This is a genomic window from Nocardia sp. NPDC058518 (genome assembly GCF_042719655.1).
GTDB lineage: Bacteria > Actinomycetota > Actinomycetes > Mycobacteriales > Mycobacteriaceae > Nocardia.
This window is the reverse complement of sequence record NZ_JBHXNJ010000011.1, coordinates 94,181-119,324: the sequence shown is the minus strand read 5'-3', so window position 1 is coordinate 119,324 and position 25,144 is coordinate 94,181. Positions and strand designations below refer to the sequence as shown.

The following is a 25,144-nucleotide window of genomic DNA, read 5'->3' as shown; positions in this document are numbered from 1 at the left end:
TAGTCGTCGACCCCGAGGACATCCATGCCGAGTACGACCATCGAGCCGGACATCGACTCACCCGGCGAGCGTAAACCGGAAAAGCGCGATGTCGGCCGCACCTTCATCGGGTACCTGACCGAGGCCAACAGCGTGATGGTGACGATCTATTCGTTGCTGCTCGCCTTCGCGATCGGCGCGCTGCTGATCATCGTCTCCGACGCGGCGGTGCGGGGAGCCTGGGGCTATTTCTTCAACCGGCCCGCCGATGCGCTGAGCTTCTCGTGGCAGGCGGTGAGCACGGGATATCGCGACATGTTCGAAGGCGCGATCATCGACTTCGGGCGGCTGCAAGAGTATTTCGACGGTGATGCCACGCTCGCCCAGGTGCTGCGGCCGATCTCGGAGACGCTCACCTACGCGACCCCGCTGATCTTCACCGGACTCGCCGTCGGCCTGGCCTTTCGGGCCGGGCTGTTCAATATCGGCGGGCACGGCCAGTTCATCTTCGGCATGCTCGGCGGCGTGATCGTCGGGTTCGCGCTCGACCTGCCGCCGCTGCTGCATGTGCCGCTGGCCCTGCTCGCGGGTGCGCTCGGCGGTGGCCTGCTCGGTGCCATCCCCGGTGTGCTCAAGGCGAAAACCGGTGCGCACGAGGTCATCTCGTCGATCATGCTGAACAACATCGCCACCTATTTCCTGCTCTGGGCGTTGGGCACCACGTTCATCCATTCGACGACCTCGCAGGAGCTGGTCTCCAAGCAGGTGGACTTCTCCGGCCGACTGCCGCGGCTGCTCGGGTGGGCCGGATCGGGGCTGCGGGTGAGCGCGGGGCTGTTGCTGGGGCTGGCGCTCGCGGCCGGAATCTGGTGGCTGCTGCGCAAATCCACCTTCGGGTACCGGATCCGCGCGGTCGGCGCCAATGCCCACGCGGCGGCGACGGCGGGCATCGATATCGGGCGCACGTTCATCACCACGATGGGGGTGTCGGGCGGGCTGGCCGGGTTGGGTGGTGCCGCGCTGGTGCTCGGTCTGAATCCGTACACGGTCAACCCGGGCTCGGTCGCGGAATTCGGGTTCGACGGGATCACCGTCGCGCTGCTGGGGCGGGCGCATCCGGGCGGCATCGTGGCCGCGGCACTGCTGTTCGGTGCGCTGAAATCGGGCACGCTGCACATGCAGCCCGCCATCCCGGTCGAGATGTCCACGCTGTTGCAGGCCGTGATCGTGCTGTTCGTCGCGGCGCCCGCGTTGGTGAAGACCCTGCTGCACCTGCGCACACCGCGCGGTGGCCTCAACACTCTGGAAGCGAGGGGCTGGTGAGTACCACCACCGCGTCACCGGTCGTCACGACCGAAGCCACCCGGCACAGTGTGGGCGGGGCGGTGCTCATCGTGCTCGGTATCGGTCTCGGCGTCCTCGGGCTGTTGTTCATCGACGGCGGACGAACGACCACCTACCGGTTGGATCAGACCACCGAGAGCAGTTGGACGGTCGGCACTCTCACCGTTGTGCTGATCCTCGGTGTCCTCACGGTGGTGCTCGGCGGTGTGCTGCTCGCCCGGCCGCTCTCGCGGCGAGCGCACGGGGTGATCGTGGGCGTCGCGGTAGCCGCGCTGGTGATCGCCGCGCTGTCGTGGGTGGTGACGCCGGGTGTCGGCTTTCCGGTGGAGTTCGTGCTGGCCTCGACGTTGTTCCTGGCGCTGCCGTTCATCTTCGGCGCACTCTCCGGTGTGGTCTGTGAACGTTCGGGCGTGATCAACCTCGGCATCGAGGGACAGTTCCTGGCGGGTGCGTTCACCGCGGTGCTGTTCGCCTCGATCACCGACAACCCCTACCTCGGAATTCTGGCCGCGGTGCTCAGCGGCATGGCATCGACGCTGCTGCTGGCCTGGCTGGCGACCCGCTTCGAGGTCAACCAGCTGGTCACCGGCGTCATCCTCAACCTGCTCGCGCTCGGGCTGACCGGCTTCCTGTTCGAGCGGCTCATGCGCATGGACCATTCGCTCAACGAGCCGAGCACGGTGCCGCGCATCGGCGAGTTCCTCCACGACATCGGCCTCGGTTTCCTGACCGGCATCCCGGTGCTTGGCCCCGTGCTGTTCGACCAGAACCTGTTCGTCTATGTCGCGCTGGCCTGCGTGTTCGGGCTGTCGTACCTGCTGTTCCGCACGCGATGGGGCCTGCGCACGCGTGCCGTCGGCGAGCATCCGGCCGCAGCCGACGCCGCGGGCATCGACGTGAACCGCCTGCGCTTCTGGAACGTCACCTGCGCCGGCGCCCTGTCGGGTTTCGGCGGCGCCTTCTTCACCATCGCCAACAATGTGGGGTTCAGCAAGAACATGACCGCCGCGCTCGGCTTCGTCGCGCTGGCGGTCATGATCGTCGGCCGCTGGAAGCCGATCGGCGCCCTGCTGGCCGCTCTGCTGTTCGGCTTCTCCAGTGCACTGGAACGCTTCCTCAACACCATGCCGGGCAACCCGATCCCCACCGAATTCCTCGGCATGCTGCCCTACGTGGTCACCCTCGTCGTGGTCGCCGGCTTCATCGGAAAGGCCGTTGCTCCTGCGGCTGACGGCATCCCGTACCGGCCGGGCGACGAGTAGTCAGCCTTCCAGCAGGACGGTGATCGGGCCGTCGTTGGTGAGTTCGATCTGCATGTGGGCGCCGAATTTTCCGGTAGCCACGGTGGCGCCCAGTTCGCGAAGGGTTTCGGCGAAGGTATCGACGAGGGGTTCGGCGAGGGGGCCGGGGGCGGCGGCGTTCCAGGAGGGGCGGCGGCCCTTGGCGGTGTTGGCGTAGAGGGTGAACTGGCTGACCACCAGGATGGGGGCGTCCAGGTCGGCGGCGGAGCGTTCCCCGTCGAGGATGCGCAGCCGGTATGTCTTGTCGGCCAGGGCTTTCGCGATGGCTTCGGTGTCGGTGTGGGTGGCGCCGACGAGGCAAGCAGGCCGTGGGGGACACCTGCCGCCGCCGGGTCGATGCGCCCGACCACCTGATCGTCGACGCTCACCTGGGCGCTGGTCACACGCTGTAGCAGTACTCGCACAGGCACCGATCATGCCGGGTGAGTGTGCTCCGCGGATTCCGGGGCGTCTCATCCCGCATCAGCAGCGTGAGATATTCACCGGTGCGAATACCACGGGTCGGCTTTCGCTGTGACGGGTCAGTTCTTGCCGAAGAAGAGGATATTCGGGCCGTAGTCGGTGAGCGGGGCCTTCTCCGCGGCCTGGCGGATGCCCGCACCGGGGAGCTCGGTGACCTTGGCGAACATCTCGGCGTTGCCGAAGGCCGCTCTGACCTGGGTTTCGGAGGCGTAGTCGGCGCCGTAGTCGGCCAGGGTCGCGAAATCCAGCGGGGCCAGCGGGGCGTCGAGGGGTGCCTGACCGGCGGGCCTACCGAGAGCGGCGTATTGGGTCGCGATGCCGTTGTCGTAGACGCACAGTTCGTAGGAGATCTTCTCGATGGTGGCGACGGTGAGGACCGGCCATTTCATCGAGAGCGCGACGGCGAGCGGGTGTTTGCCGAGCGCACCGATTTCCCAGTTGAGGCTCTTCACCGAAATCCAGCTGCCGGAAGACTTTTCGACGAGCACCACATCGGCACCGAGCTGCGTGTCGAGGTTGGACTTGGGTTCCTTGACGCCCCAGTGCTTATCGTGCACACCGGCGAATCGTCCGGCGTCGACCGGCTCCGCACCGTCCTGGGCGTACGCGGCGACGATCGCGGCACGTACCTGATCGAGTGCGTCCGGCGCCGAGCAACGGACGGCGATCGCGCCGTAGGTCGCCGAGATCTCCACCGGCCGTGACGGCGGCTCCGGCATCGCCCCAGCCGCAAGAGGTTTGAGGCCGACGAGCGCCAGCCGCCAGTTGATCTCGTCGATCGTGGCAAGGTCGCCACCCGACTGGTACAGGATCTGCTGCTGGGTCAGCCGCCCCGCGCGTTCCAGGGTCTGCGCGCCCAGTTTCATCAGTGCCTGCGTGGTCTTGACCGTGAGATCCAGTTCCTCGACCCGGGTTTCGCGCAGTTTCGCCGTACTCGCGGTGGTGGTCACCTCGGAATACAACGTGCGATAGCTCGCGATGGCCTGCTTGCGCGAGCGCCCCACCATCAGGGTGCGCAGCAACGTGCTCAGGCTCGCCAGGTACTTGCCCGGCTGTTCGGAAGCGCGCGCGTACATCGCCGCCCGAATCCGCACCGCCGACTCGCCCGCCGCCACCGCCGCGTCATGATCGAGCCGCATCAACCACACGCCGCACTTGGACAACCCGTCGGCGCACATGGCCGAGACATCCGGGTAGTCCTGCGCCACCTGCCGATACGCCGAACAGGCACTGCGAATGGTGTTGGTCGCGAGCTGGCGATGCCCGACCAACCGGGTCGCCTGCTCGAACAACCGCAACGCGTCCTGCAACGCACCCGCGTATTCGTAGGAGACGTACCCGCCGACCAGCCAGTGCAGCCGGATCGCCACCGCTTCCTGCGCGGGCTCCAGCGCCTCCGCCGTGCGATCGCGCCCCGACGGATCATCCCTCGTCGTCAGCAAGCCCTGCGCCAGCTCGGTCAACGACCCGGCCAAGCGCAGGAAATCGTCGGCGTGCTGGCTGCGGGTGTTGGCGCGATTGGCTGCCACGCGCCGTTCGAGGCCGCTCAGGTCGGTCATGAGCAGTTCCATCGCGACGTCAACCCGATCCCCATCGTTCGTTCATTCATGGCCGTCGGACGGCCGCCAGCGCTTCGATCGAGTCTGTCACAAATCGGTGTCGGCCGTCGGATCGTGGTCAGATTGCCGATGCTCCGCTCGTCCGGCGAACGGGGGCGTTGCCACGTTCCGACGCGGGCGGCGTCGTGTGGCTGGTTCGACCGGGCGCCGGAGTCGGTGCGCGGTGCCGTCGAACAGCTGTGGCCGAAGATGACAGATGTGAAAATTCGTGGTGGCCGGAAAAGGTTGGGGCTGGGCATATTCCATTGCGGTGGCTAAGCTTCGAAGGTTCCGGTCCGAGCGAGATGGGCCGCGTTGGCGTTGGCGTGCACCGAGGAGCTAGGCGTGGGTGAGAAGACTCCGTTTGATGGGGCGGCGGGTAAGGCGAGCATCAGAATCGAGACCGGCGCCGCGCTCCAAGCAGCCAACGCCTGCCGCGATGTCATCGCCGTACTGAAGGGGTGCCAGGCCCTGCTCGCGCCCGGCGCGCTCAACAACTATTCCGTCGACGCGATCGGTGGCGACGACGTCCACGCGAAACCGTTGAAGGACAGGTTCATCGAGGAGACCCGGCAGGCGTCGGACTCGGTCGGCCGGTTCATCGACGCGCTGCACGACATGGGCGACATGTTCAAGGCCGCAGGCGCGGTGTACACCGGCAACGACAAACTGTCGGCCGGCGACCTCGAGGCGCTGAAGAACAAGAAGAACGAGCTCAGCGGCGTATCGACCTCGCCGGGCGCGGCGAACCTGAAAGACGTCATCGGTAAGGCGCCCGCGTATCTGCCGCCGCATTATCAGACCCCCGGCGGCAACTACACGGTGCACGACGACGATATCGACGTCGCCAAGAAGCCGACGCTGCCCGCCAAGGCGGAGCCCGAGGACGTCTTCAAAGCTCACGCCCGCGAACCGTCGAGCATGAGCTGGAAAGACCTACAGAACCTCGGCAGGCGAATTCAATGGGGACAGGTATCGGCCGAGGTGCCGACCTGGAAAGTGCTGGCCGACCAGGTAGAAGCGGTGGGCACGAAGTTCCAGACAGCCATTCGCGCAATCACCACGTCGAATTGGGAAAGCAAGGGCGGTGACGCCGCCTTCACCGCGGTGCAAGGGTTCGTCGCATCGCTCGGTTCGCTGCGACAGGGCTTCCTGATGATGCACGGGGCGCTGCAGTACACCGTCGACTTCCTGCACGCGACCGCCGCGTCCATGCCGGTGCCCGCGGACGGCGAAACCTGTGACGACGTCGGCGAAGTGCAGGATCTGTACAAGAAGCACTATTACGACGGCTTCGACGAAGTGCAGAAGATGTACCCGGTGGCCGCTGAGCCGACGGTGCCAAAGGGCGCGCTCGGCCCGCCGCCGCCGGAGAAGAAGAAGGAAGAGGAAGACCCGCGCAAGCGCGACGACGGTACGGGCAACGGCGGCGGTAACCAGGGTGGCGGCAATCAGGGTGGCGGCAGCAAGGGCGGTGGTAGTCAGGGTGGCGGCAATCAGGGCGGCGGCAACGACGATGCCCTGAAGGCCCAGCGTGAGGAGCTGGCCAACCAGAAGTCGGAGCTGCAGAAGCAGCGCGAGCAGCTCACCGAACAGCAGCGGCAGTTCCAGGAACAGATCAATCAGAACAAGTCCGGTGCTGGTCAAGGCGGTGCCGGTCAGACGGGTGGCGGCGGCAGTACCGGTGCGGGCGGCGCCGGTAGTTCGGGCTCCGGCGGTTCCGGCAGCAAGGGTTCCGGCGGCGCTGGTTCCGGGGGCACCGGTTCCGGTAGCTCCGGTTCTACGAGCGGTTCCGGTGGCAGCCCGGATATGTCGTCGATGATCTCCGCGATCACCGGCATCGTCTCCTCGGTCACCCAGGCACTGCCGAGCGTCATCGAGGCGCTGTCCAGCATCGACCTGAGCGGCGCCACCCCGGATCTGAGTCAATTGACGCAGGCGCTCGGCCAGTTCCCCGACCTGCGGGCGGCGATCTCGGACTCACCCGAATTCGCCACGCTGATGGCCGAGCACCCCGAACTGGTGACGGCCGCGCGCTCGGTCGGGCTGACGGTGGACGACGTGACGCCGATCGCGGCCCCCGCCGCCGGGTTGGCAACGGGCGAGCCCGCGACGGCGTCGGTCGGCGCGGCGGCCTTCCCCCGCGCCGCGCTGCCGGACTTCAGCAATCTGGGGTCACTCGGCGACATCGTCGCGCCGATCGTGGCCGCCGGCGCGGAGGTCGTCGCACCCGAGATCCCGGAATTCGCCGAGGCTTCCGGTGATGTCAAGGGCGTCGGTGTGGAGAGCCGCTCATGACCGGACGGTGGGAATTCACCGACGTCGAATTCCACGTGCTGTGGCAGCGCCTGGTCCGTGCGAGTATGCCGCGCCCGCTCACCTTCGTGACCGAGGTCCAGGACTCGAACGTATTCGAGCACATGAAGCACGATGCGTGGCTGCGGGTGAGCGAGATGATCGACGGCGAATTGCAAACCGCCATCGATGTGCTGGCCAAGCCCCAGGTCTATGTGCGATTGCGCGGGTGGCACGACCGCGCGTCGGAAGACCCGAACTACATGATCAAGGCGCGGGCCGCCCGATCGGGCGCGCACGGCTACCTGGTGTACCAGAAGCCGGGTATCACCTCCTGGCACAGCTCCGGGTACATCGTGGCCGAATGCGGTCCGCACGGATTGGCCGAGGCGATCGCCGCGCGCATACCGGACCTGGCGGCGGGCAAGTCGGGGATCATCCCGCTCGTCGGCGGACAATCGACCGGCAACGATCATCTGGAGGCGCGACCCTCGATGATCTTCGAGGAGGCCGACACCGGGATCGCCACTCGCAGTGCGGCTTTCTTCGAGATCGAGGCCGAACGGACCGGGGTCATCGAGGTCCTGCAGAACCAGTCCATGTTCGGTTCCCGCGGCATGGAGCGTGACATCATCCTCTGGCGCGACCTACCGGGTGACGGACGGTACGCGATCGAACTTCCGTCCGATGAACCGGAGGCCGAACCGGCGACCCGGCGACTGTTGGCCGACAAGATCGATCGGTCCGTCACCAGGATGATGGAACGGGTCGAGGCGCACTGGGAAGCCAGCGCGTGAACACACGATTCATGTTGCTGTAACGAAGGATTCGCTTGCGGCAGGCAGTCTGTTGCGTAGGCGAACGAGATGTGGTGTGCTCGGCGCACCCGGGTTGGAAGGATGAGGACGCGATGGCCCCGAAACTCGAGTTCGATGCCGACCTCTTCCGTGCTGCCGCGCAGAAGTCGGATGCGGTGCACGACAAGATCGAAGCGGTGTTGTCGACACTGAAGTCCGCGATCGACGGCCGCGACGGCTGCTGGGGTGACGACACCCTCGGCTCCAACTTCGCCAACGGGCCCGGTGGCGACGACGGTTACCTGAAGATGAAGTCCAGCACCACGATCAACGCGAAGGCGATGGCCGACGGGATGGGCAAGTTCTCCGAGGGCCAGACCGACGCCGCGGAGAAGATCGACAAGATGGAGCACGGCAACCGCGACGGTTTCAGCTGAGCGGGCGGGCGTAGTCATGAGCAATGAACAGGCCAAGGCCGATCTCGCCGACATCATCGACGGTGTGCAAGAGCAGATGCGCGCGGTGGCGCGCATTCAGCAGGCGCGCGCCGAAATCACCGCCAGCGCAACGGTTCGTCGGCGCGTCACGGTCACCGTGAATGCCGACAACAAGATCATCGAGACGAAGTTCGGCGCCGATATCGAAGACCTCGGGTACGCCGAGATCGCGAAGGCGGTCACCGAGGCGGCCCAGCAGGCCAGCGGCGAGGTCGCGCGCAAGGTGGCCGAGCTGATGACACCGTTCCAGGAGCAGCGCGCCCGTATGCCGAAGATCTCCGACCTCGTCGAAGGGATGCCGGACTTCCGGATTCCGGGCACCGTCGAGGCGTCGATGGCACCGCCCGAGCAGCGCCGGGACAACCGAGAAGATCCGACGCGGCGTGAACGTGGCAGTGCTGCGACGGATTCGAGCTGGTGACGTAACTTCGCATGGCGCTCGAGCTTCCGTCTGGGCTGGAATGGCTCAAATACATCGTCGGCATGGAATGGCCCCACGGCAATGAAGACGACATGTGGGCCATGGCCGGTGACTGGGCCACCGCCGCCGACGGCCTGCGCGAGATCCTCGACGATATCGACGCGGCCAAAGCCGCTGCGCTGAAGGCATATCCGGTCGGCGACGGCGTCGACGACATGATCACCGCCTTCGACAGCATGCGGACCGGTGATCAATCGCTGGAGAAGCTGGCCGAATTCTTCGATCAGGTCGGCGAGACCGTGAACTCGACCGGTACCGAGATCGAGTACACGAAGCTGATGTTCTACTCGTCGCTGGCGCTGCTGGCGGCGGAAATCATCGCGGCGTGGATTTTTCCGCCGACCGCGCCCGCCATCGAGGCTCTGGCCATCAGCATCACCCGCGTGGTGGTGCGGCTGATCGGCGAACGGGCCGCCGCCTGGATCATTCGCAATGTCGCGCGGTTCGCCGCGACAAAGATCGTCTCCTTCATGGCCAGGCACGTCCTGATCGACACGGTGCTCGGCACCATGCAGGAACTGATGATCCAGCAGTACCAGGTCGACAAGGGGCACCGTAAGGAGATCGACTGGAAGCAGGTCGGTTCCACGATGGTCAGCTCGGCGGCCGGTGGCGCCGCGGCCGGACCGTTCGGCGGTTGGCTGGGTAACCGGCTCGGCGCGGAGATGAAGCCGATGCTCAAGGGCGCCATCACCGGCGTCGGCGCGGGCATCATGGGCACGATCGGCGGCATGGGCGGCCAGTTCGCGTGGGATGTGGCCGACGGCGGCCTCGATCAGGCGCTCAACAATCTCGGCAACGCGTTGACCGACCCGCTGCAGTGGTCGGCCGGTGTGACCAACGGTGCGATGTCGGGCGCCAACAGCGCCGCGGCGAACGCGGCCTGGAACAAGATGAATCCGGGGCTGTTCAACCGGCCCGCCTTCGAGCCGCGTCTGGCCGGATTGTTCGGTCCGGACGCGAATCTCGGTGGTTTCGGGCGTGACGGCGGCACCGGCGACGGTGACGGCGAGGGTGACGGCAGCGCCAACCGGCCCGACGACGGGTCGGGCGCGCAGAACCGCGGTGACAACCGGTCCGACGACGGCACGCTCAACACCGGTGAGGGTGGCACCGGCGATCAGTCGATGCGTCCCGCCGGGTCCACCGACAACACCGGCGAAGCCGAGGGTGACAACACGCCCGCCCGAGGCGAAAACGACGGGCGCGCACAGCAATCCGAGGACAACACCGGTCAGGGCGGTGGCGGCGGTACCCGTCAGGAGGGTCGGGCCGAAGGGCAGACCGACGCCGGTGGCCGCTCGGAGGGTGGCGCTCGGGCCGACGGTGGGGGGCAGGCCGACCGGTCGACCGATACTGGTGCGTCGCAGTCGGATTCGGCACCGCAGAGCCGGGCGGAAGTGTCCGAGGGAGCGAGCAGCGCGGCCACGTCGGGCGAGCACGGCAGCAGGATGGACACCACGTCGTCGGATTCGACGTCGACTCGCGATACCAATGTGGCGCCGGTCGCGGCCCAGCAGGGTGCGCCGCAGACCACGAACGCGCCGCAGAATACGAACGCGCCGGGCCAGTCGCCGGCGCAGCAGACCAATACGCCCGGTCAGCAGGGGCAGTCCCCGGCGACCGGTCAGCAGGCCAATACCACCCCGCAACAGTCGAATTCACCGGCCGACCGGTCGCAGCCGACCAACTCGCCCAGCGACACGCGTCAGCCCAACGCCGCACCCGCGCGCGCCGCCGGACCCGAGATCCGCGCCGGGGTCGACGCCGCCCAGCCGCGCGCCGGTGCCCCCGACGCGCGCACGACCGTCGCGGGCGACGGCTCGACGGCCCGTCCGTCGGTCGCCTCGCGCGCCGAGGTAGCCGGTATCGCCGACACCACCAGGTCGAACGAACACAGCGGCGTCCGCGCCGAGCACGCCGCGACCGAGGCGCCGAGGGCCGTGACGACCGACACCACCGCGACGCAGGATGTGAGATCCGAAGCGGCCGAGCCGGTTTCGGATCGGAACCGCGCCGACGTCGACGCCGAGGCCGTGCCGCCCGTCGTCCCCATCGCGACCCCCGATGCCCCGTCGGGTCGTCGCGCCGAGCCCGCGGGCCAGAACCGCAACCGCGATACCGGCGACGACCGCGGGTCCGACGACCAGCGTGACCAGTCCGACGACCTCGGTAAACGCGATCGCCCCGAGGACACCCGCGATCAGTGGCGCGACAGCGAGGGCAACCTCCCGGTCTACGACGACTTCCTGCCCAACGGCGAAGGCGTGGTCCATCGTCCGCACAGCACCTCGATCGGTGACGACCCGGCCACCCACAACGTGCGCGAGAACCTCCTCAACGAGGGCGAACACGATGTGATCCTGCACGGCAGCGCGGACGGCAGCCCGATACCGGGCAACCGAATCCCGACCCACCCCGAGCAGATCGTCCAGGCGATCCTCAACAACCCGGACTACCAGCCCGGCACGCCGATCCGCCTGATGTCCTGCCACAGCGGCAATTCCGCGGGCTGGGCCCAGTACGTCTCCGACCGCCTCGGCGTCACCGTTCGCGCCCCCGACGGCGTGGTCGGCACCGAACCCGTCCCCGGCTCACCTGCCATCTTCAAGAACCCGACAACGAAGTGGCAGACCTTCGAGCCCGCCGCGGACATGCGCGTCAACCCCGGCGACAGCCGCGACGCCATCCCGGCCCTGCGCCCGGACAACGACTTCTCGCCGGACACCGAGTGGCGGCACGGACTAGGGGACCTGGTCTCGGCAGGTGATCGATCCGATCCGAACTCGATGTGGATGGGCGACGACGGCCCGCCGCCCAGTAGTTACTTGCAGCCGAGCCCGGGGACCGATGGGGTGCCGCCCCAGCTGAACGGTGACGGCGACATGGTCCAGCGGCTCGGTGAGCTGTCGTTGGACGATCCGCGTGTGCAGGTCGAGGGTGATCCACCCGCGATCACGTCTGTCGACGGTATCCCCATCGACGAGTACAGCGATCGGCTCACGAACGAGCGCGCGTTGCAGTTCGCCGAGCAGGGCGCTCGCTACACCGAGCTCAGCAAAGAGGTCGCCGCCGCGGCGAAGGTCAGGGAGACGGCCGAGAAGGCGTTGAAGAGCGCCGACAAGGCGGTGAGCAACGCGGACGGCACACTGCGGAAGGCGGCGAGCAACCTCGATGAGGCGCTGGCCGGCGGCGACCAATCGCGGATCGACACGGCTACCGAGGCACACGAGCGAGCTGTCACACGCAGCGATGCCGCGAACCGGGCGCAGGAGGCTGCTTTCGACCGGTTCCATGACGCCGCGAATGCCGAGGCGGCGCGGCGTGATCTGCTCGCCGCGGCGCTGGCGGACGGCACCGCGCACAACCCGAAGACCAGAGGCACCGTCACCTCGATCACCATCGACCGCTTGACCGGCCGGGTCTACGAAGGAGCCAACGGATTCGAGAATCGAATCCCGGTGTCCGACCTGCAGCCGGCGATCGTCGACAACATTCGCCGGACCGGTGCCGATCCGGACGAGCTGTTCGCGGCACCGCAGGGCGATCACGATCGGCTCGCCTACCCGCACTACGGCAGCCCGATCGAACACGCCGAGGTCCGTGGGACGAACATGGCGCTGCAGGATCGGGCCGCCGACAACGAGCGCGCCGGTCGCGAGCTGTATCCGACCGGTCGTGATGGCTTGGACTCGATCCTCAACACCCCGTACTACCCGGAGGGCACCCCGGGCAACAGAGAGTCCACCGGTCCGACACCGTCACCGTGTTGCGCGAACTGCAGCCGCACGGTCGCGGGCACCGAAAGTACCGCGGGCCATCTGCGCGGACATGATGGTGCCCACCCGACGGGCGCCGTCGCCGATGGTGATACCCGGCGCCATGTGGTCTCGCCGTTCCCGCCGGACTCGAATATGGCGCACGTGGTGCCCGACACCAACGGCAGCGCCGCGACCCCGAGCCAGGACCCGCACCGGATCGGTCAGCTGACACCGGCGGCCACACGCGTCACCGACGGCGTGATCACCGAGATCAACGGCCGCTCGCCCGACGACTTCACCCGCGACCTCGCCAGGAACCGTGCGGCCGAGCACGAGGAGGTCAAGCGCGACCTGGTCAAGGCCGCCACCGACAACCTCGCGAAGAAGCTGCCTGCGCTGGAAGCGGCACAGCGGAAGTTCGACGACGCGGACGAGGCTCATCGGGCCAAGCCGACCAAGGGCACCGAATCCAGCCGCGACGGGCACCAGAACAAGCTCGACAACGCGCAACGGGAAGTCGACGCGGCGCAAGCGGCTCTGGACGCGGTGAACGCCACCTTCGGCCGGAATGGTTCACACATCGCCATCGTCGTCGACCCGGTCTCCGGTCGGGTGTACGAAGCCGCCGTCGGCGACCGCACCCCCGAGCAGGTGACCGCGCAGCTGCGTGAACTCGCACTCTCGGAACGGACACCGGAACAGTCTCGGCTCGACCCGGACGGCGACGCGTTGCATTCGGCGACGCACGATTCCGAGGCGGGACCGTTCCATGAATCGGGCGGAGCGCGTCGACCGGCACAGATGTTCGACGACGATCTACAGAGCGCGTGGGCCGCCGAAGCCTACGACCTCTTCCGGGCCACCGACGGCGATATCGACGCCATGGTGCGGGCACTGGCCGACGTCGAGCGGGGCGATGGGTCAACAGGTTTCACGCGGGCCGAGATCGAGCAGGTCAAGCGGCATCTGTTCATCGAGGAGCACCCGCTCACCGCGTACGACGATGACGGCAATGCGATCGGTTTGGTGAACCGGCGCTACGACGCCGATGCCGATATCGCCGAGGCATGGATGCGGATGGCGCTCGGCACCGCGCGGCCCGACGACATCGTTCTGCTCGAGCACGAGGTGGCCGAGTCCAACTACTATCGCGACAACCCCGGAGCCTCCTATCGGCAGGCTCACGAGTTCGCCAACGAGAGCTTCAACTGGGAGTCGCTGCACCCGGTGCCGCGATCCGGCGAGAACCTGAACAATTGGAGGTCGGAATTTGGCGATGTTCCTGAGGTTCCGACTAGCGTCGGAGACCCCGACGGAGGCGACCTACCAGTTCGGGGGAGCGGAGAACCTGGACCGCTCCCTGACAATTCAGCTGCCGGACTACCACGTGAAAGTGGCGGACGAGCGGATGGACCGGATGGCGATCAAGGTCGCGGGGAAAGCGATAACCCAGCACCGCAAGGACGGGACCTGGATCAAAGCCGGCAATCATCAGGCCTAGACGATTCGCCCCAGTGGATGGGCGAGGACGAGCCGGATCAGCCCAGCCACGGGGGTGAGCAGCGCGAGGTTCGGGTCCGGGTCGGTGACGACGGGGAGATCGTCTCGCTGCATGTGCGGCTCGAGGACGGTCGCTGGGTGGTCGCCGAGGCCGCGGATCTGCCACAGACACCGGCGGACTCGGATGAGCAGGCCCCGAAGCGGGGCCGATTGCGGCAGTTGGTCGACATGCTCAACGACGGCTACCAAGGGCTGAACCTGAAGTATCCGTCGGGGTCGGGGATCGATGGCCTCGGGCAGACCGCGCTGCGCGACGGCGTCACGGACGCACCGGTGCTGTTCGATCCGCCGCAGCAGCAGCCGCAGCCGGTCAGTCCGCCGCCGGACGGCCCGGAGTTGCGGCCGCCGCCGGAGGGCGCGGGTGATCCGGCGCTGAATGTCGCGCGCATCGGTAAGGAAGGCGCGACGGTTTGGCAGAACCGGGAGGATCTGCCACTGGTCGGCCGGTTCATGGGTCGCATGCAGGACGTGGCGGGTGAGTACCACCCGGTCATGAATCCGGACGGTTCCGAGTATCGGCCGTGGATCACCGAGGCGGACCCGCTCGCGGTGCGCGATCAGGTGATCAGCGACATGCGGGCGCAACGTCTCGACCGTGACGAGGCACGCGCGATTCTGGAAGAGCTGTTCGGCGTCGCCGACGCGGAGCTGCGTCAGGAGCTCATCGACAGTCTCGAGTTCAACAATCTCGTCGACTTCGACGAGGCCCGCGCGCTCGAGGAAGCACCACCGTACGACCCGGCACGGCCCGAACTCGACGGTCCGCCGCCGGAGGGCGAGAGCCTGACCGACATGGCCGATCGGCTCGGCTTCCGGCTCGACGACGAGAGCCCGGAGGCGCTGCGGCGCGCGATCACCGAGCAGACCCATCGGGTGCTGCGCGAGGTGTCCGAGATCGCGGGGCTCGCCGCTGCCGCCGCGCGTGCCGACGAGGAGCAGAGCAGGCCCTACCTGCGGCCGGACCAGAGCCTCGACGAGCCGGGCACCAACGCGCTCGACACCGTGCCCGACGGAATCGACCCGCGCAGCACCGAACTCGACGAGTACGACGGCCTGTTCGGCCCCGACGAACCACGGCCGACGCTGTTCGGTGATACCTCCTCGCCGCGCGCTGTCCCGTTCGCCGACGAGGTGTCCTTCGACGACAAGAACCCGATGGGCCGGTTCCTGCGCGACCTGGTCGTCGCGTTCGAGGGCCGCACGGTCCTGCGCGACTACGACGGGATCGCCAACGGCGCCGACCAACTGCCCGAATGGGGCAACATCGCCGACGCCATCGAGCTCGGACGCGACCAGGGCACCCCGGCCTACTTCGAGAACGCTTTGCGGCGCGACCAGCTGCGCGACGAATTGTCCAGTTGGGCAACGATGCTCGGTGCTGATCTCACCCAGCTCGGCGGCGCCGACCTCGACCGCACCATCGGAGACCTGCGTGCGGCGGCGCAGCAGCGAGCCCAGGATCTGGCGGCTTTCATCGCCGCCGCCGAGCCGGTGCTGCGCGCCGACACCGACGAACCCATCAGTCACGCCTACAACGATCAGGTCGCCCGCTTGCCGGGGCCAGATGGTCAACCGGACCGGCTGGTGGTCACCGACGGCCCGCTCGACCGGGCACAGGCGCTGGCTCGCGTTCTCGATGCCAATCCCGATGTGGCGCAGCGACTTCGGGACGGTGAGCTGACCCTCGACTTCCGGGAGACCCGCAGCGACGCCGACGGCAATGTGCACCTGGATCCGGTGCCGACGCCGCAGGTCCATCACATCGACAGCACGATCGCGGGCGCCGAGGTCAAGGTGACCATGGTTCGCGACGGGGACGGGCAGTGGCATCCGGTCCAGGCCGATCCCGCACCGCCGCCGCTGACCCGCCAGGAGATGCGCGCCGAGATCGACAGGCTGGCAGGCGAACTCGACCTTCGGCCCGCCCAGATGCACCCGGCCGCGCTCGGCCCCGCCCTCGACAGCCTCGCCATCGACAACGCGGTGCGGGCTGGACAGATCGAAGCGCTGGCCGACTACACCCGCCAGATGCGCGAGATCGAGACGTTCAACGCGGTCAGCGACGCGCGCGGCCAGCTCGCGGCGCGACTCCGGCTGTCCGAGGCCGACTTCACCCCGCGACGCGTCGCCGAGGCACTCGTCAAGCGGTGGGTTCGGAACCCGACGCGCGACCAGCAGTTCGAGGATCTGCTCGACGGTCCGCGCCACGAGCCCGCCGACAACCAGGGGTACTCGCGGCAGTTGCGCGAGATCGACGCCGACGCGGTGCATGCCGCGCAGAACCGGCTGCTCGAGGCGCTCGGTGTCCGTGACACGGAATCGATGCGGCCGCGGGAGTACAAGACGGATCCCGCGACGAAGAAGCTCGTCGGCTACGGTCCGGCCGAGACCGGCATCGACCCGCACAAGCTGCGCAAGCGGATCATGCGGATGCAGCGCCAGGGGCAGGGCGACCAGGTGCGCCAGGCCCTCGCCGACTACGTCGAGGCGCTGCTGGCCATCGACCGCTACTCCGACGTGCCGAAGGGTGATCACCGGAACGATCCACGGACCACCGGCGAACCGGATGTCTATGACATCGACGGCATGGACACCATGCGCGCCGCGGTGCGGGCCGCATTGCCCGGCGGCGATGTGCTCGACTTCGGGCGCCTGGTCGCCGAGCACGCGTCCCGCGCGTCCGACGCCGACCAGCCCGTCGACCCGAACAGCCCGCGCCCGCAACCGAATCAGGATTGGGCCCGCCTGATCGGGGTCGACGTCTCCGAGGCGGGCTCGCAGCAGGTCGCGCAGGTACTCCAGGACTACCTCGACGCCTACGAGGCCTCCCTCGGCGGTGACGCCGGTAGGTACGCGGGTCTGTCGCCGGAGGAGTTGGCCGCCGAGGTCGATCGCCTGCGCGCGGACCTGCAGGCCAAGGCCACGCGGTTCAACGACGTCTACGAGGCATACCGCGACGGCAAGATCGAAAAGCACGAGGGCCCGAATCCGGAGGATTTCGCGGCCGAGCTCGATCGCCTGCGCGACGAGGTCCGCACCCGCGCCCAACAGATCACCGAACTGCGCGCACTGGCCGACGCCTACGACCGCTCCACCCCGGAACCCGACCCGGCCGCAGCGACGCGCGAGGATATTCCGCTGCCGGCCGGCGCGACCCGCGAGGATATTCCGCTGCCGGCCGCAGCGACCCGCGAGGATATTCCGCTACCGGGTGCGGCGACCCGCGAGGACAATCCGCTACCGGGTGCGGCCGAGACACGAACCGATCTCCCGAGCAACGGGCAAGCGACGGTACGTGACCCGCTGCCGCAAGGGGCGGACGACACCAGGCCCGACATCACCGAGCGTGGCAGCGAACTGGACGCCAGGGCCGACGCGCGCCTGGACGAGACCATGCGTGCCCTCGACGAGACCGCCGCCGACCTCGACCGGCCGATGGCCACGCTCGATGAGCTCGTCGGTCCCGCCGATCCGGTCGACCCGTTGTCCGCGATCGACGAGGCGTTTCGGCGTCAGGATGCCCTCTCCGAGGAGTCTTTCGCCCGGCGTAAGGCCGAGGCCGATGCCGCGAACGCTGAGCTGATCGACCATCTGACGGCGCGCGGCGAAGACCTCGCCGCACAGGAGACCTACCTGCGTGCGCAGCGGGAGTTCGATGCCGCGTACTCCGAAATCGCCGATCGTTTCTCGGAATTGATGCAGCGTGCATCGGAACATGCTGGAGTTCCGCAGGATTCGTCGCGATCCGATGACGGGGATGACAGCGGCAACGACAGCACTCGCGACGACGACGGCCCGGAAGAACCAGGCCCGCAGCCCGCGAATCCTGGTGGCCCGCCGCAGAAGCCACCGGCTGACCACCCTGCCGCGCCGATGCCCGACCCCGAGGAACCGAACGGTCGACCCGAGGGCGAACCGGTTTCCGCGATCGAGGAAAGTCCGCAGAACGGCGACGATCCCGACGCGGCGGCTATCGAGCGCGCGCAGGCGCTGCTCGACTCGGCGAAGGCGGAAGCGTCGCGATCCGACGACGGCAACCGCGATGACGACGGCCCGGAAGAACAGGGTCCGCAACCGGCTCGACCCAGTGGGCCACCCGGAAAGCCGCCCGCGGGCGAAATACTCACGCTCACGCCCGAAGCCGAGCAACCGTCCCGCCGGACCGCGGCCGACCTGTTCCCGCTCCCGCCCGAACCGGCGGAGCTGGCAGTGCGGGAGACCCCCGAGACCGACGTGCCACCCACTCCCGACGACACCGCCGATCCTCGTGAGGTCGGTACCCCGGCGCTCGATGACGTGGCGAAATTCCTGCGTGAGCTCGGTGATCTGCCGCCCTCGGCGACCACCGATGTCACACCACTCAACGATGTCGCACGCGAGCATGTACGCAGGCTCGCCGAGGCCCTCGGGCTGGGTGACCTGCTCACCGGGCTCGCCGATCCGCTCGGTGCCTTGGCCGAGCTGGCCGATCTGGCGCGAGCGCGCGGGTTCCTCGACAGTGCCCTCGATCCCGACGCCGAACTCGGGCAGCCGATGCGCTACCCCGACGACTACGACGCGCTCGACCTCGACGAACTACAGGACGGCCGCGACCAGTGGCAGTTCGAGGGCGACCCCGAGGTGCGCGCCCGGATCGCCGAAGAACTGCGCGACGCGGGCCTGGACGACGGCACCCGCAACGAGCTCACCCCCGAATCCGAGCCCGACCCCGCCGAACGCCCGATGCGTCCGGCCGGTGTGCTGCCGCCCACCGACGGACCCGGCCAGCACCCGTCGACACCGCGCGTCGAACCCGCCCAGCAGGCCGCCGAACGCCTCGCCGCCCGCTTCGGCATCGACCCGGCCGACACGGCCGCGGTCGACGCCAACCGCTACCGCAATATCCTGCGCGCGGGCACGATCGAGGCCTTCGCCGAGACGGCGCGGCGCTTCCACGAAGCCACCGACCCGCGTGAGCGCGCGCAGCTGGAGGCGAGTGCTCGTCGCTGGGCGGCCAGGCTCGGACTCGCTCCCGATCCGGGCCTGACCAGGGCCGCCGACGACGTGACGCGATTGCGCGCCGGTGTCGCTCGCGACGCCGCCGACCTCGCGCATCTCACCCACCTCAACGCCGTCGAACTCGACGAGCGGCACCTCTCGATCGAGGTCGACGGCGAGCGGATCCTGGTCCGGCTGGTCGACGACGGCCCCGATTCCTGGCATGTCGAGCTGGTCGAACGGCCCGCGCCCGAACCGACACCGGCACCGACGGTGGTGAAGGCGCCCGAGAAGCCCAAGTCCTGGCTGCGGCGCCTGTGGGACAAGATCAACGTCGGGTACCAGGGGCTGAACCCGAAGTACCCGTCGGGATCCAGTGTGGACAGCGCGGGCCTCTCGCTGCTGGGTAACCAGGCAGGGCTCCCGCTGACCACGACGAAGGACCCCACCCCGGGCGGTCCGATCGGCGACGAATACGAGCTGCTCGGCGTCAAGTTCAATCCGGCGCGCTGGATCATCGAGGGCGACAAGTTCTGGAAGAACCGGGAACTGGTGCCGATCCTGCGGCACCTGTCCTCGCGCATCGCCGACCAGGCGGGCGAATTCCTGCCGGTGCGCAATCTCGACGGCACCGAGTACCGGCCGTGGATCACCGACGCCGACCCCGAGCTGCGTCGTCAGATCGAACAGGAACTGCGGGCGGCCGGGCTCGACCACCTCATCGACAGCGACACGCCCGAGCTCACCGATGGGTCGGAAACGACACAGCGCGAACAACTTCCGGCCGCCGACGAGACCTCGGTCGAGCCCGCCGAGCAGTTGCCGCCGTGGGCGCAAGAGGTTGTCGACGCGGTCCGGCAGCGGCTCATCGACGCCGCGGCGCTGGAGGCGCTGGCAGGCGAACTCGGCATCCGGCTCACCGATTTCACCGACGCGGGGCTGCGCGATGCCGTCGCCGAAGGCGAGTACCGGCTGCTGCGGCGCGACGGTGTGATCCGCGGGCTGGACGTCTCCGCGCGCGGCTTCAACGAGGAGCACGCGCGAATCCCGTTCCTGCCGAGCAGCTATTCCGGACAGGACCCGCTCGGTTCGTTCCTCAAGGAAGTGGTCGACGCCAACGGCGGTGACACCAGCATCCTGAACTGGCGCGGCGTGAACAACGGCGGTGAATGGGTCAGCGCCTGGGATTCGCTGGAAGCCGAGGAACAGCCGGGCCGCGACCAGGGCCTGCGCAAGTACCTCGAAAACGCTGTACGCCGTTCGGGTTTGCGCGATGAGCGGTCGACCTGGGCGCACCTGTCCGGGGCCGACCTCGACGCGCTGGTCGCCGATGTCGACGCCGTCTTGAACTCGATGCGTGAGCAATTGACACGCAATGGTGGCGTTCTCGACGAATTCACCCGGCGCGCAGCAGAGTTCACCGATTCCGATTTCGGCGACCGGGTGATCGTGGACACCGAGAACGGCCGGATCGCGATCATCGACACCGGTATGGGGCCCGAGCAGGCACTGGCCCGAGCGCTGGCCGACGCCGACGCCGATTTCATCGACCGGGTGAACCGGGGCGAGGTCGAGATCGACATCAGGGCCGTCAGCGTCGATCCGGCGGGTCGGGTGCAGATCGTCGAACTCGACGCACCCGACGTGCGGCATGTCAGGACCGAGGTCGACGGCCGGACCGTCGACGCCACCCTGCTGCGTCGCGGGATCGAACCGTGGCAGCTGGTCGAGCTGCCGCCGACCACCCCGGAACCGGCCACCGGCCTCGCGGTCGCCGAACAGCCGAACACCCCTGTGGGAGATCCGCGTTCAGCGGTGGAGATCCTCGCCGATATCGACGCGGTGGCGCAGCGGCTGGGCATCGACAATCCGGTCGGAATGCCCGCCGACGACCTCCGCACGCTGATCAGCGACCTCGAACGCGCCAACCACGTGCGGGCTCGCCAGGTCGAAGGGCTGCTCGACTTCGCGCTGTCGACCGACACCATCGACACCTTCAACGATCTGCACACCGCACGCAACGCGCTGGCGTTGCGCGCACTGGTCGAGGCGGGCGCGCTCACCCCGGAGGTCGTCGCCGACACCATCGGCGATCCCGGCACCGGTACGGCGCTGCGTCGTCAGCAGGTCAAGGACCTGCTCGCGTACGTGAAGCTGCTGAGCGGAATCGACGCGGACGCGGTGACCGCCGCCAGGGACGCGCTCGCACCGCACCTCGGCCTGCCGCGTGGCGCGCTGCCTACCAACGCCGACGCGCTGCACGACGCGATCGTCAACCGGATGAACCGGGTCACCCGCACCGACCTGACCACCCCGCTCACCGATTTCGTCCGTGCGCTCGGCGCCATCGACCCCTATACCGACGGCCTGATCTACGACCCGGCGACCGACCCGCGCGCCGTCAGCGACGATCCACCCGTCCACCAGCGCGACGCCCTCGACTTCCTGCGCGAAGTCGGGGCAACCGACCTGTCCGACACCCGCCCGCTGCCCACCGACCCGGACGCGCTCCCCGGCCCCAGCCGCGACTACGCCCGCCTGCTCGGCCTGGACCTGACCGACGCCGACCCGGCCCAGTTCGCCAAGGCCTACGAATCCTTCCGCGACGGCCGCATCGACAAGCACGAACGCCTCACCACCGACCAGCTCGCCGAGACCCACGCCCAGATCCGCGATGAGATCCGCGCCCGCGCGGCCGACATCGCGGCCCTGCGCGCCCTGCTCGACGAACCACACGCGCCGACCCCGGAAATGTCGGCGCCGTCCGCTCCCGGCCTCCCGTCACCCTCGAATCCGACGCGGCCGGAAGGACTTCCACTTCCTGGCCCGAACGCCCCCGATGGTGGTCCGTCGCCGGATGCGACGCGGCCTGATGGTCTGCCGATGCCTGACCCGACACAACCCGATGCCGATCCTGATGATCCGGACGCGGACGGCCAGCAGCTCGCCCCCGCGGGGCCGCCGTCGAAGCCGCCCTCCTCGCCGCCGACCGCGCTCACTCCTGAGCCGGACCCCGAGTCGCGGGACAACGACCACACCCCGTCGCGGTCGACCGAACCGGTCGATCGGCAGGTGTGGCCCCCGGTCGACAACCCGGACCCGACCCTGCGCACGCTGGACGAGATCGCCACCCAACTCGACCGGCCGTTGGCGAGCCTCGATGACCTGGTCGCGCCCGCCGACCCGGACAACGTCCATACCGAGACGCCCGATCCGACACCGGTCGACCCGCTCGCGGTCGGCGATGTCGACTCGACTCGGATCGACGGTGCCGAGGAAAGTCCCGGCGCCGAACCGCGCGGCGACACGTCGGCTCGCGTGGACCACGCCGAACGCGCTGCGGCGACCCCGACTCGCCCGGCGGCTGCCCACCCGGCCGAGACCGTCAGGCCCGACAGCCCGGCGGTCGCACAACCCCGCACGGAAAGCGCGGTGGCGGAGAAGAACTCGCGACCGGACGACGAGCAGGGTCAGCGGCCGGCTCCGGCCGGGCCGCCGTCGAACCCGCCCGCGGACCCGACGACCGCGCTCACGCCGGAGCCCGAGGAACCGCGTCGTCCGTCGCATGACCACAAGACCGCGCCGACGACCAGCGCAACCAAGACGATCGCCGACCTGACCGAGCACCCCGGCGGTGTCGTCCGGGACGCCGACGGGCTGATCACCGAGGTCGACGGCAAGCCCGTCCAGGAACACACCGACGCCGTCGCGCGGGACCGAGCGGGCCGATTCCGTGACGCGGCCAAGTCGTTCGCGCCGCGGGAAGGCGAGTCCCAGAAGCAGGCCACCAAACGGGTACTCGCGGCGCAGAAGAACGGCACACACGTCTCCGACAAGTCGCACGGCAAGGTGACGGCAGCGGTGGTGGACCGCCGGACCGGAACGGTGTACGAGGGGACGAACGGTCGCCGCGACGATGTCGTGCCGAAGAGCCGCCGCCATCCCGCCCTGCGCGAACGCGTCGAGGCGATGGAAGCCGAAGGCCGCGCACTCGCCGACGGTGGCTATCCCGCGCTGGACCGCAACGGTCGACCGGAGGCATCGCCCGAGGGCTCCCCGGCAGGCACCCGACCACACCCGCATTTCGACAACCCATGGGGCCACGCGGAAGTGAAGGCGCTCAACGAGGCGTTGCATGCCCGCGACCGGGAGAACGAGCGCCGTCAGGCGAACGGCGAACCGCTGCTGCCCGCAGGCGCCGACGCGTTGCGCGAGATGTACGCCCAGACCTACAAGCCGTTCGATGGCAAGGACCCGGTCCCGACACCGTTCTGCGCCAACTGCCACCACACGATGGGCGATGTCGGCTGCCACAGCGGCCGCTACAGCGGTTACCCACAGACGCCGGAGAACCTGGTCGACGTCTACCAGCCGGATACCGATCAGCCCGCCGACCGAACGCCCTCCGAGAACGATCACCCCGCCGAACGGCCGGTGAACACAGCGGAGACGCCACCGCCGGTCGCGCGCAGCGAATCGGTCCCGGTCCCCGTGACCTCGTCCGATCCTGTTCGACAGGAACAGGACTCCGAGTCCTCCGACCCGGTGAACAGCTCGACGGCCGAGTCGGTTCCGGAGCAGGTCCCGCCCCCCGAGGTCGGGGACAGTGGCGAGACGACGGCCGATCCCGACGCGCCCTCCGTCGACGTCGCGTTCTCGCTGGATTCGGGCGACGACCGTGATGGGCGTCCCGACGCGGGTGAGCGGACTCACCGGACCGACGACGCAAACGGCTCCACCACCGATGATCGCGGTGGCGATGACCGGGGCGGCGATGATCCCGGTGACGGTTCGGGTGGCGACGAGAACGGCGATCGTGACCGTGACGGTGACGATCCCGATCGGGCGAGGGTGATTCCGGACGAGCCGCGCTATCCACAGTTGCCGGGGCACCGGATGCGGTCGCATATTCCACACCCGCCCCACGAGTACGAAGTCGACCTCGTGGTGCCGCTGTTCGATCCGATCAAATGGCCGACGATGAATGTGGACGGTTCCGAGCCCGCGGATCCGCACCGTCCTCCGCAGCCGACGCATCCCCAGCAGCCGGGTCAGCCGAGTCATCCGCCGCAGCCAGGACATCCGGGACAGCCGAGTCATCCGCCGATGCCGACGCATCCGCCACAGCCGACGCATCCGCCGATGCCGAGTCATCCGCCACAGCCGAGTCATCCGCCGATGCCGTCGTACCCACCGCAGCCGACATACCCACCCATGCCGTCGTACCCACCGGCACCGACGTATCCGACGCCGACCTACCCCACCCCGTCGGTGCCGACCTACCCGACACCGACCCCGTCCGCACCGTCGTACCCGAACCCGTCGTACCCGCCGGGGACACCGACGTACCCGAACCCCGCCGACCCGTCGGCAAGCCCGTCGTACCCGAACCCCTCCGGTCCAGGGGGCCCAGGATCGGGCACGCCGGGCTCGCTGCCACCGAGCGGCACGCACGGTCCCGGCGCGAACTCCGCTCCCGGCTTCCCGAACGGTGCCTACCAGCCAGGCACCCACCCGTACCCCGGTGCGAACGGCCCATGGCCGACCCCGACCCCGACCGATCCCAACGCCGGCATGTACCCGCCCGGCGCCCCGATGGGACCGATGGGCGGGCCGATGGGTGGCGCCCCCGGCGGAAACGGCGGCGGACGTTCGGGCAATGCGAACCGCTATCGCCCGGACCAGGGCAACTCCGAACCCACCGATGCCGTCATCGTCCGCCCGTTCGCCGGGTACGGCGTCCCTGCCCAGTTCGACCCACATTCCGGCGGACTGCACCCCGCACCACCGGACGCCACCTCCGCGGCGGGCGTCTACGCCGACCTCGGGGAAACGCCCGTCGTGTTCTACCGTGGCAGGGACGGATTGGTGCTGCGAGCCGGTCTGCAGTCGTTCCACCTGGACGGCCCGGTCGACATCGTCTGGGAACGCTCAGCCCAGCGACTCACCCGATTCGCGGTCACCATGGCCGGGCAGATCCAGTGCGAACTGGTCTACCGCTCGCTTCCCCAGGAGCTGGACCTGGGACTGCTGGTCCGTGACGTGGCGGCCGATCCGAACCGAAGGGCGACGATCTTCCGGTGACGCGGCGA

General features: G+C 68.7%; 8 protein-coding genes and 1 pseudogene. 7 read left to right on the top strand and 2 right to left on the bottom strand.

The genetic code is table 11. From position 1 onward, the window contains the following. Positions 1 to 24 precede the first annotated feature (24 nt). Both ACFWPX_RS20255 and ACFWPX_RS20250 read left to right on the top strand, forming a co-directional pair. Positions 25 to 1,302, top strand: coding sequence for an ABC transporter permease (locus ACFWPX_RS20255; RefSeq protein WP_378928693.1), 1,278 nt, complete (start codon positions 25 to 27; stop codon positions 1,300 to 1,302). Beyond that, a complete protein-coding gene (locus ACFWPX_RS20250) occupies positions 1,299 to 2,585 on the top strand; it encodes an ABC transporter permease (RefSeq protein ID WP_378928692.1) in 1,287 nt (428 codons plus the stop codon). The genes ACFWPX_RS20255 and ACFWPX_RS20250 overlap by 4 nt, the downstream gene beginning before the upstream one ends. Here ACFWPX_RS20250 and dtd read toward each other — a convergent pair. Together dtd and ACFWPX_RS20240 are read right to left on the bottom strand one after the other, a co-directional pair. Beyond that, positions 2,586 to 3,028, bottom strand: a pseudogene (gene dtd, locus ACFWPX_RS20245) (D-aminoacyl-tRNA deacylase). Positions 3,029 to 3,145: 117 nt separating this feature from the next. Beyond that, complete coding sequence (locus tag ACFWPX_RS20240; protein WP_378928691.1) at positions 3,146 to 4,645, bottom strand: hypothetical protein; 1,500 nt, start codon at positions 4,643 to 4,645, stop codon at positions 3,146 to 3,148. Between the two features lie 384 nt (positions 4,646 to 5,029). On the opposite strand from ACFWPX_RS20240, the gene ACFWPX_RS20235 reads away from it, so the two are divergent. The 5 genes from ACFWPX_RS20235 (at position 5,030) to ACFWPX_RS20215 (ending at position 25,136) form a co-directional block, all read left to right on the top strand. After that, on the top strand, positions 5,030 to 6,982 hold the full coding sequence (locus tag ACFWPX_RS20235) for a cell division protein ZapB (protein WP_378928690.1): 1,953 nt from the start codon (positions 5,030 to 5,032) through the stop codon (positions 6,980 to 6,982). Further along, on the top strand, positions 6,979 to 7,776 hold the full coding sequence (locus tag ACFWPX_RS20230; RefSeq protein WP_378919100.1) for an ESX secretion-associated protein EspG: 798 nt from the start codon (positions 6,979 to 6,981) through the stop codon (positions 7,774 to 7,776). The genes ACFWPX_RS20235 and ACFWPX_RS20230 overlap by 4 nt, the downstream gene beginning before the upstream one ends. A gap of 113 nt (positions 7,777 to 7,889) precedes the next feature. Next, complete coding sequence (locus ACFWPX_RS20225) at positions 7,890 to 8,213, top strand: hypothetical protein (protein ID WP_378928689.1); 324 nt, start codon at positions 7,890 to 7,892, stop codon at positions 8,211 to 8,213. Positions 8,214 to 8,229: 16 nt separating this feature from the next. Further along, on the top strand, positions 8,230 to 8,694 hold the full coding sequence (locus ACFWPX_RS20220; RefSeq protein WP_378919096.1) for a YbaB/EbfC family nucleoid-associated protein: 465 nt from the start codon (positions 8,230 to 8,232) through the stop codon (positions 8,692 to 8,694). An 11-nt stretch (positions 8,695 to 8,705) separates the two neighbouring features. Continuing rightward, positions 8,706 to 25,136: a hypothetical protein gene (locus tag ACFWPX_RS20215; RefSeq protein WP_378928688.1), complete on the top strand. Its 16,431-nt coding sequence runs from the start codon at positions 8,706 to 8,708 to the stop codon at positions 25,134 to 25,136. Positions 25,137 to 25,144: the final 8 nt, after the last annotated feature.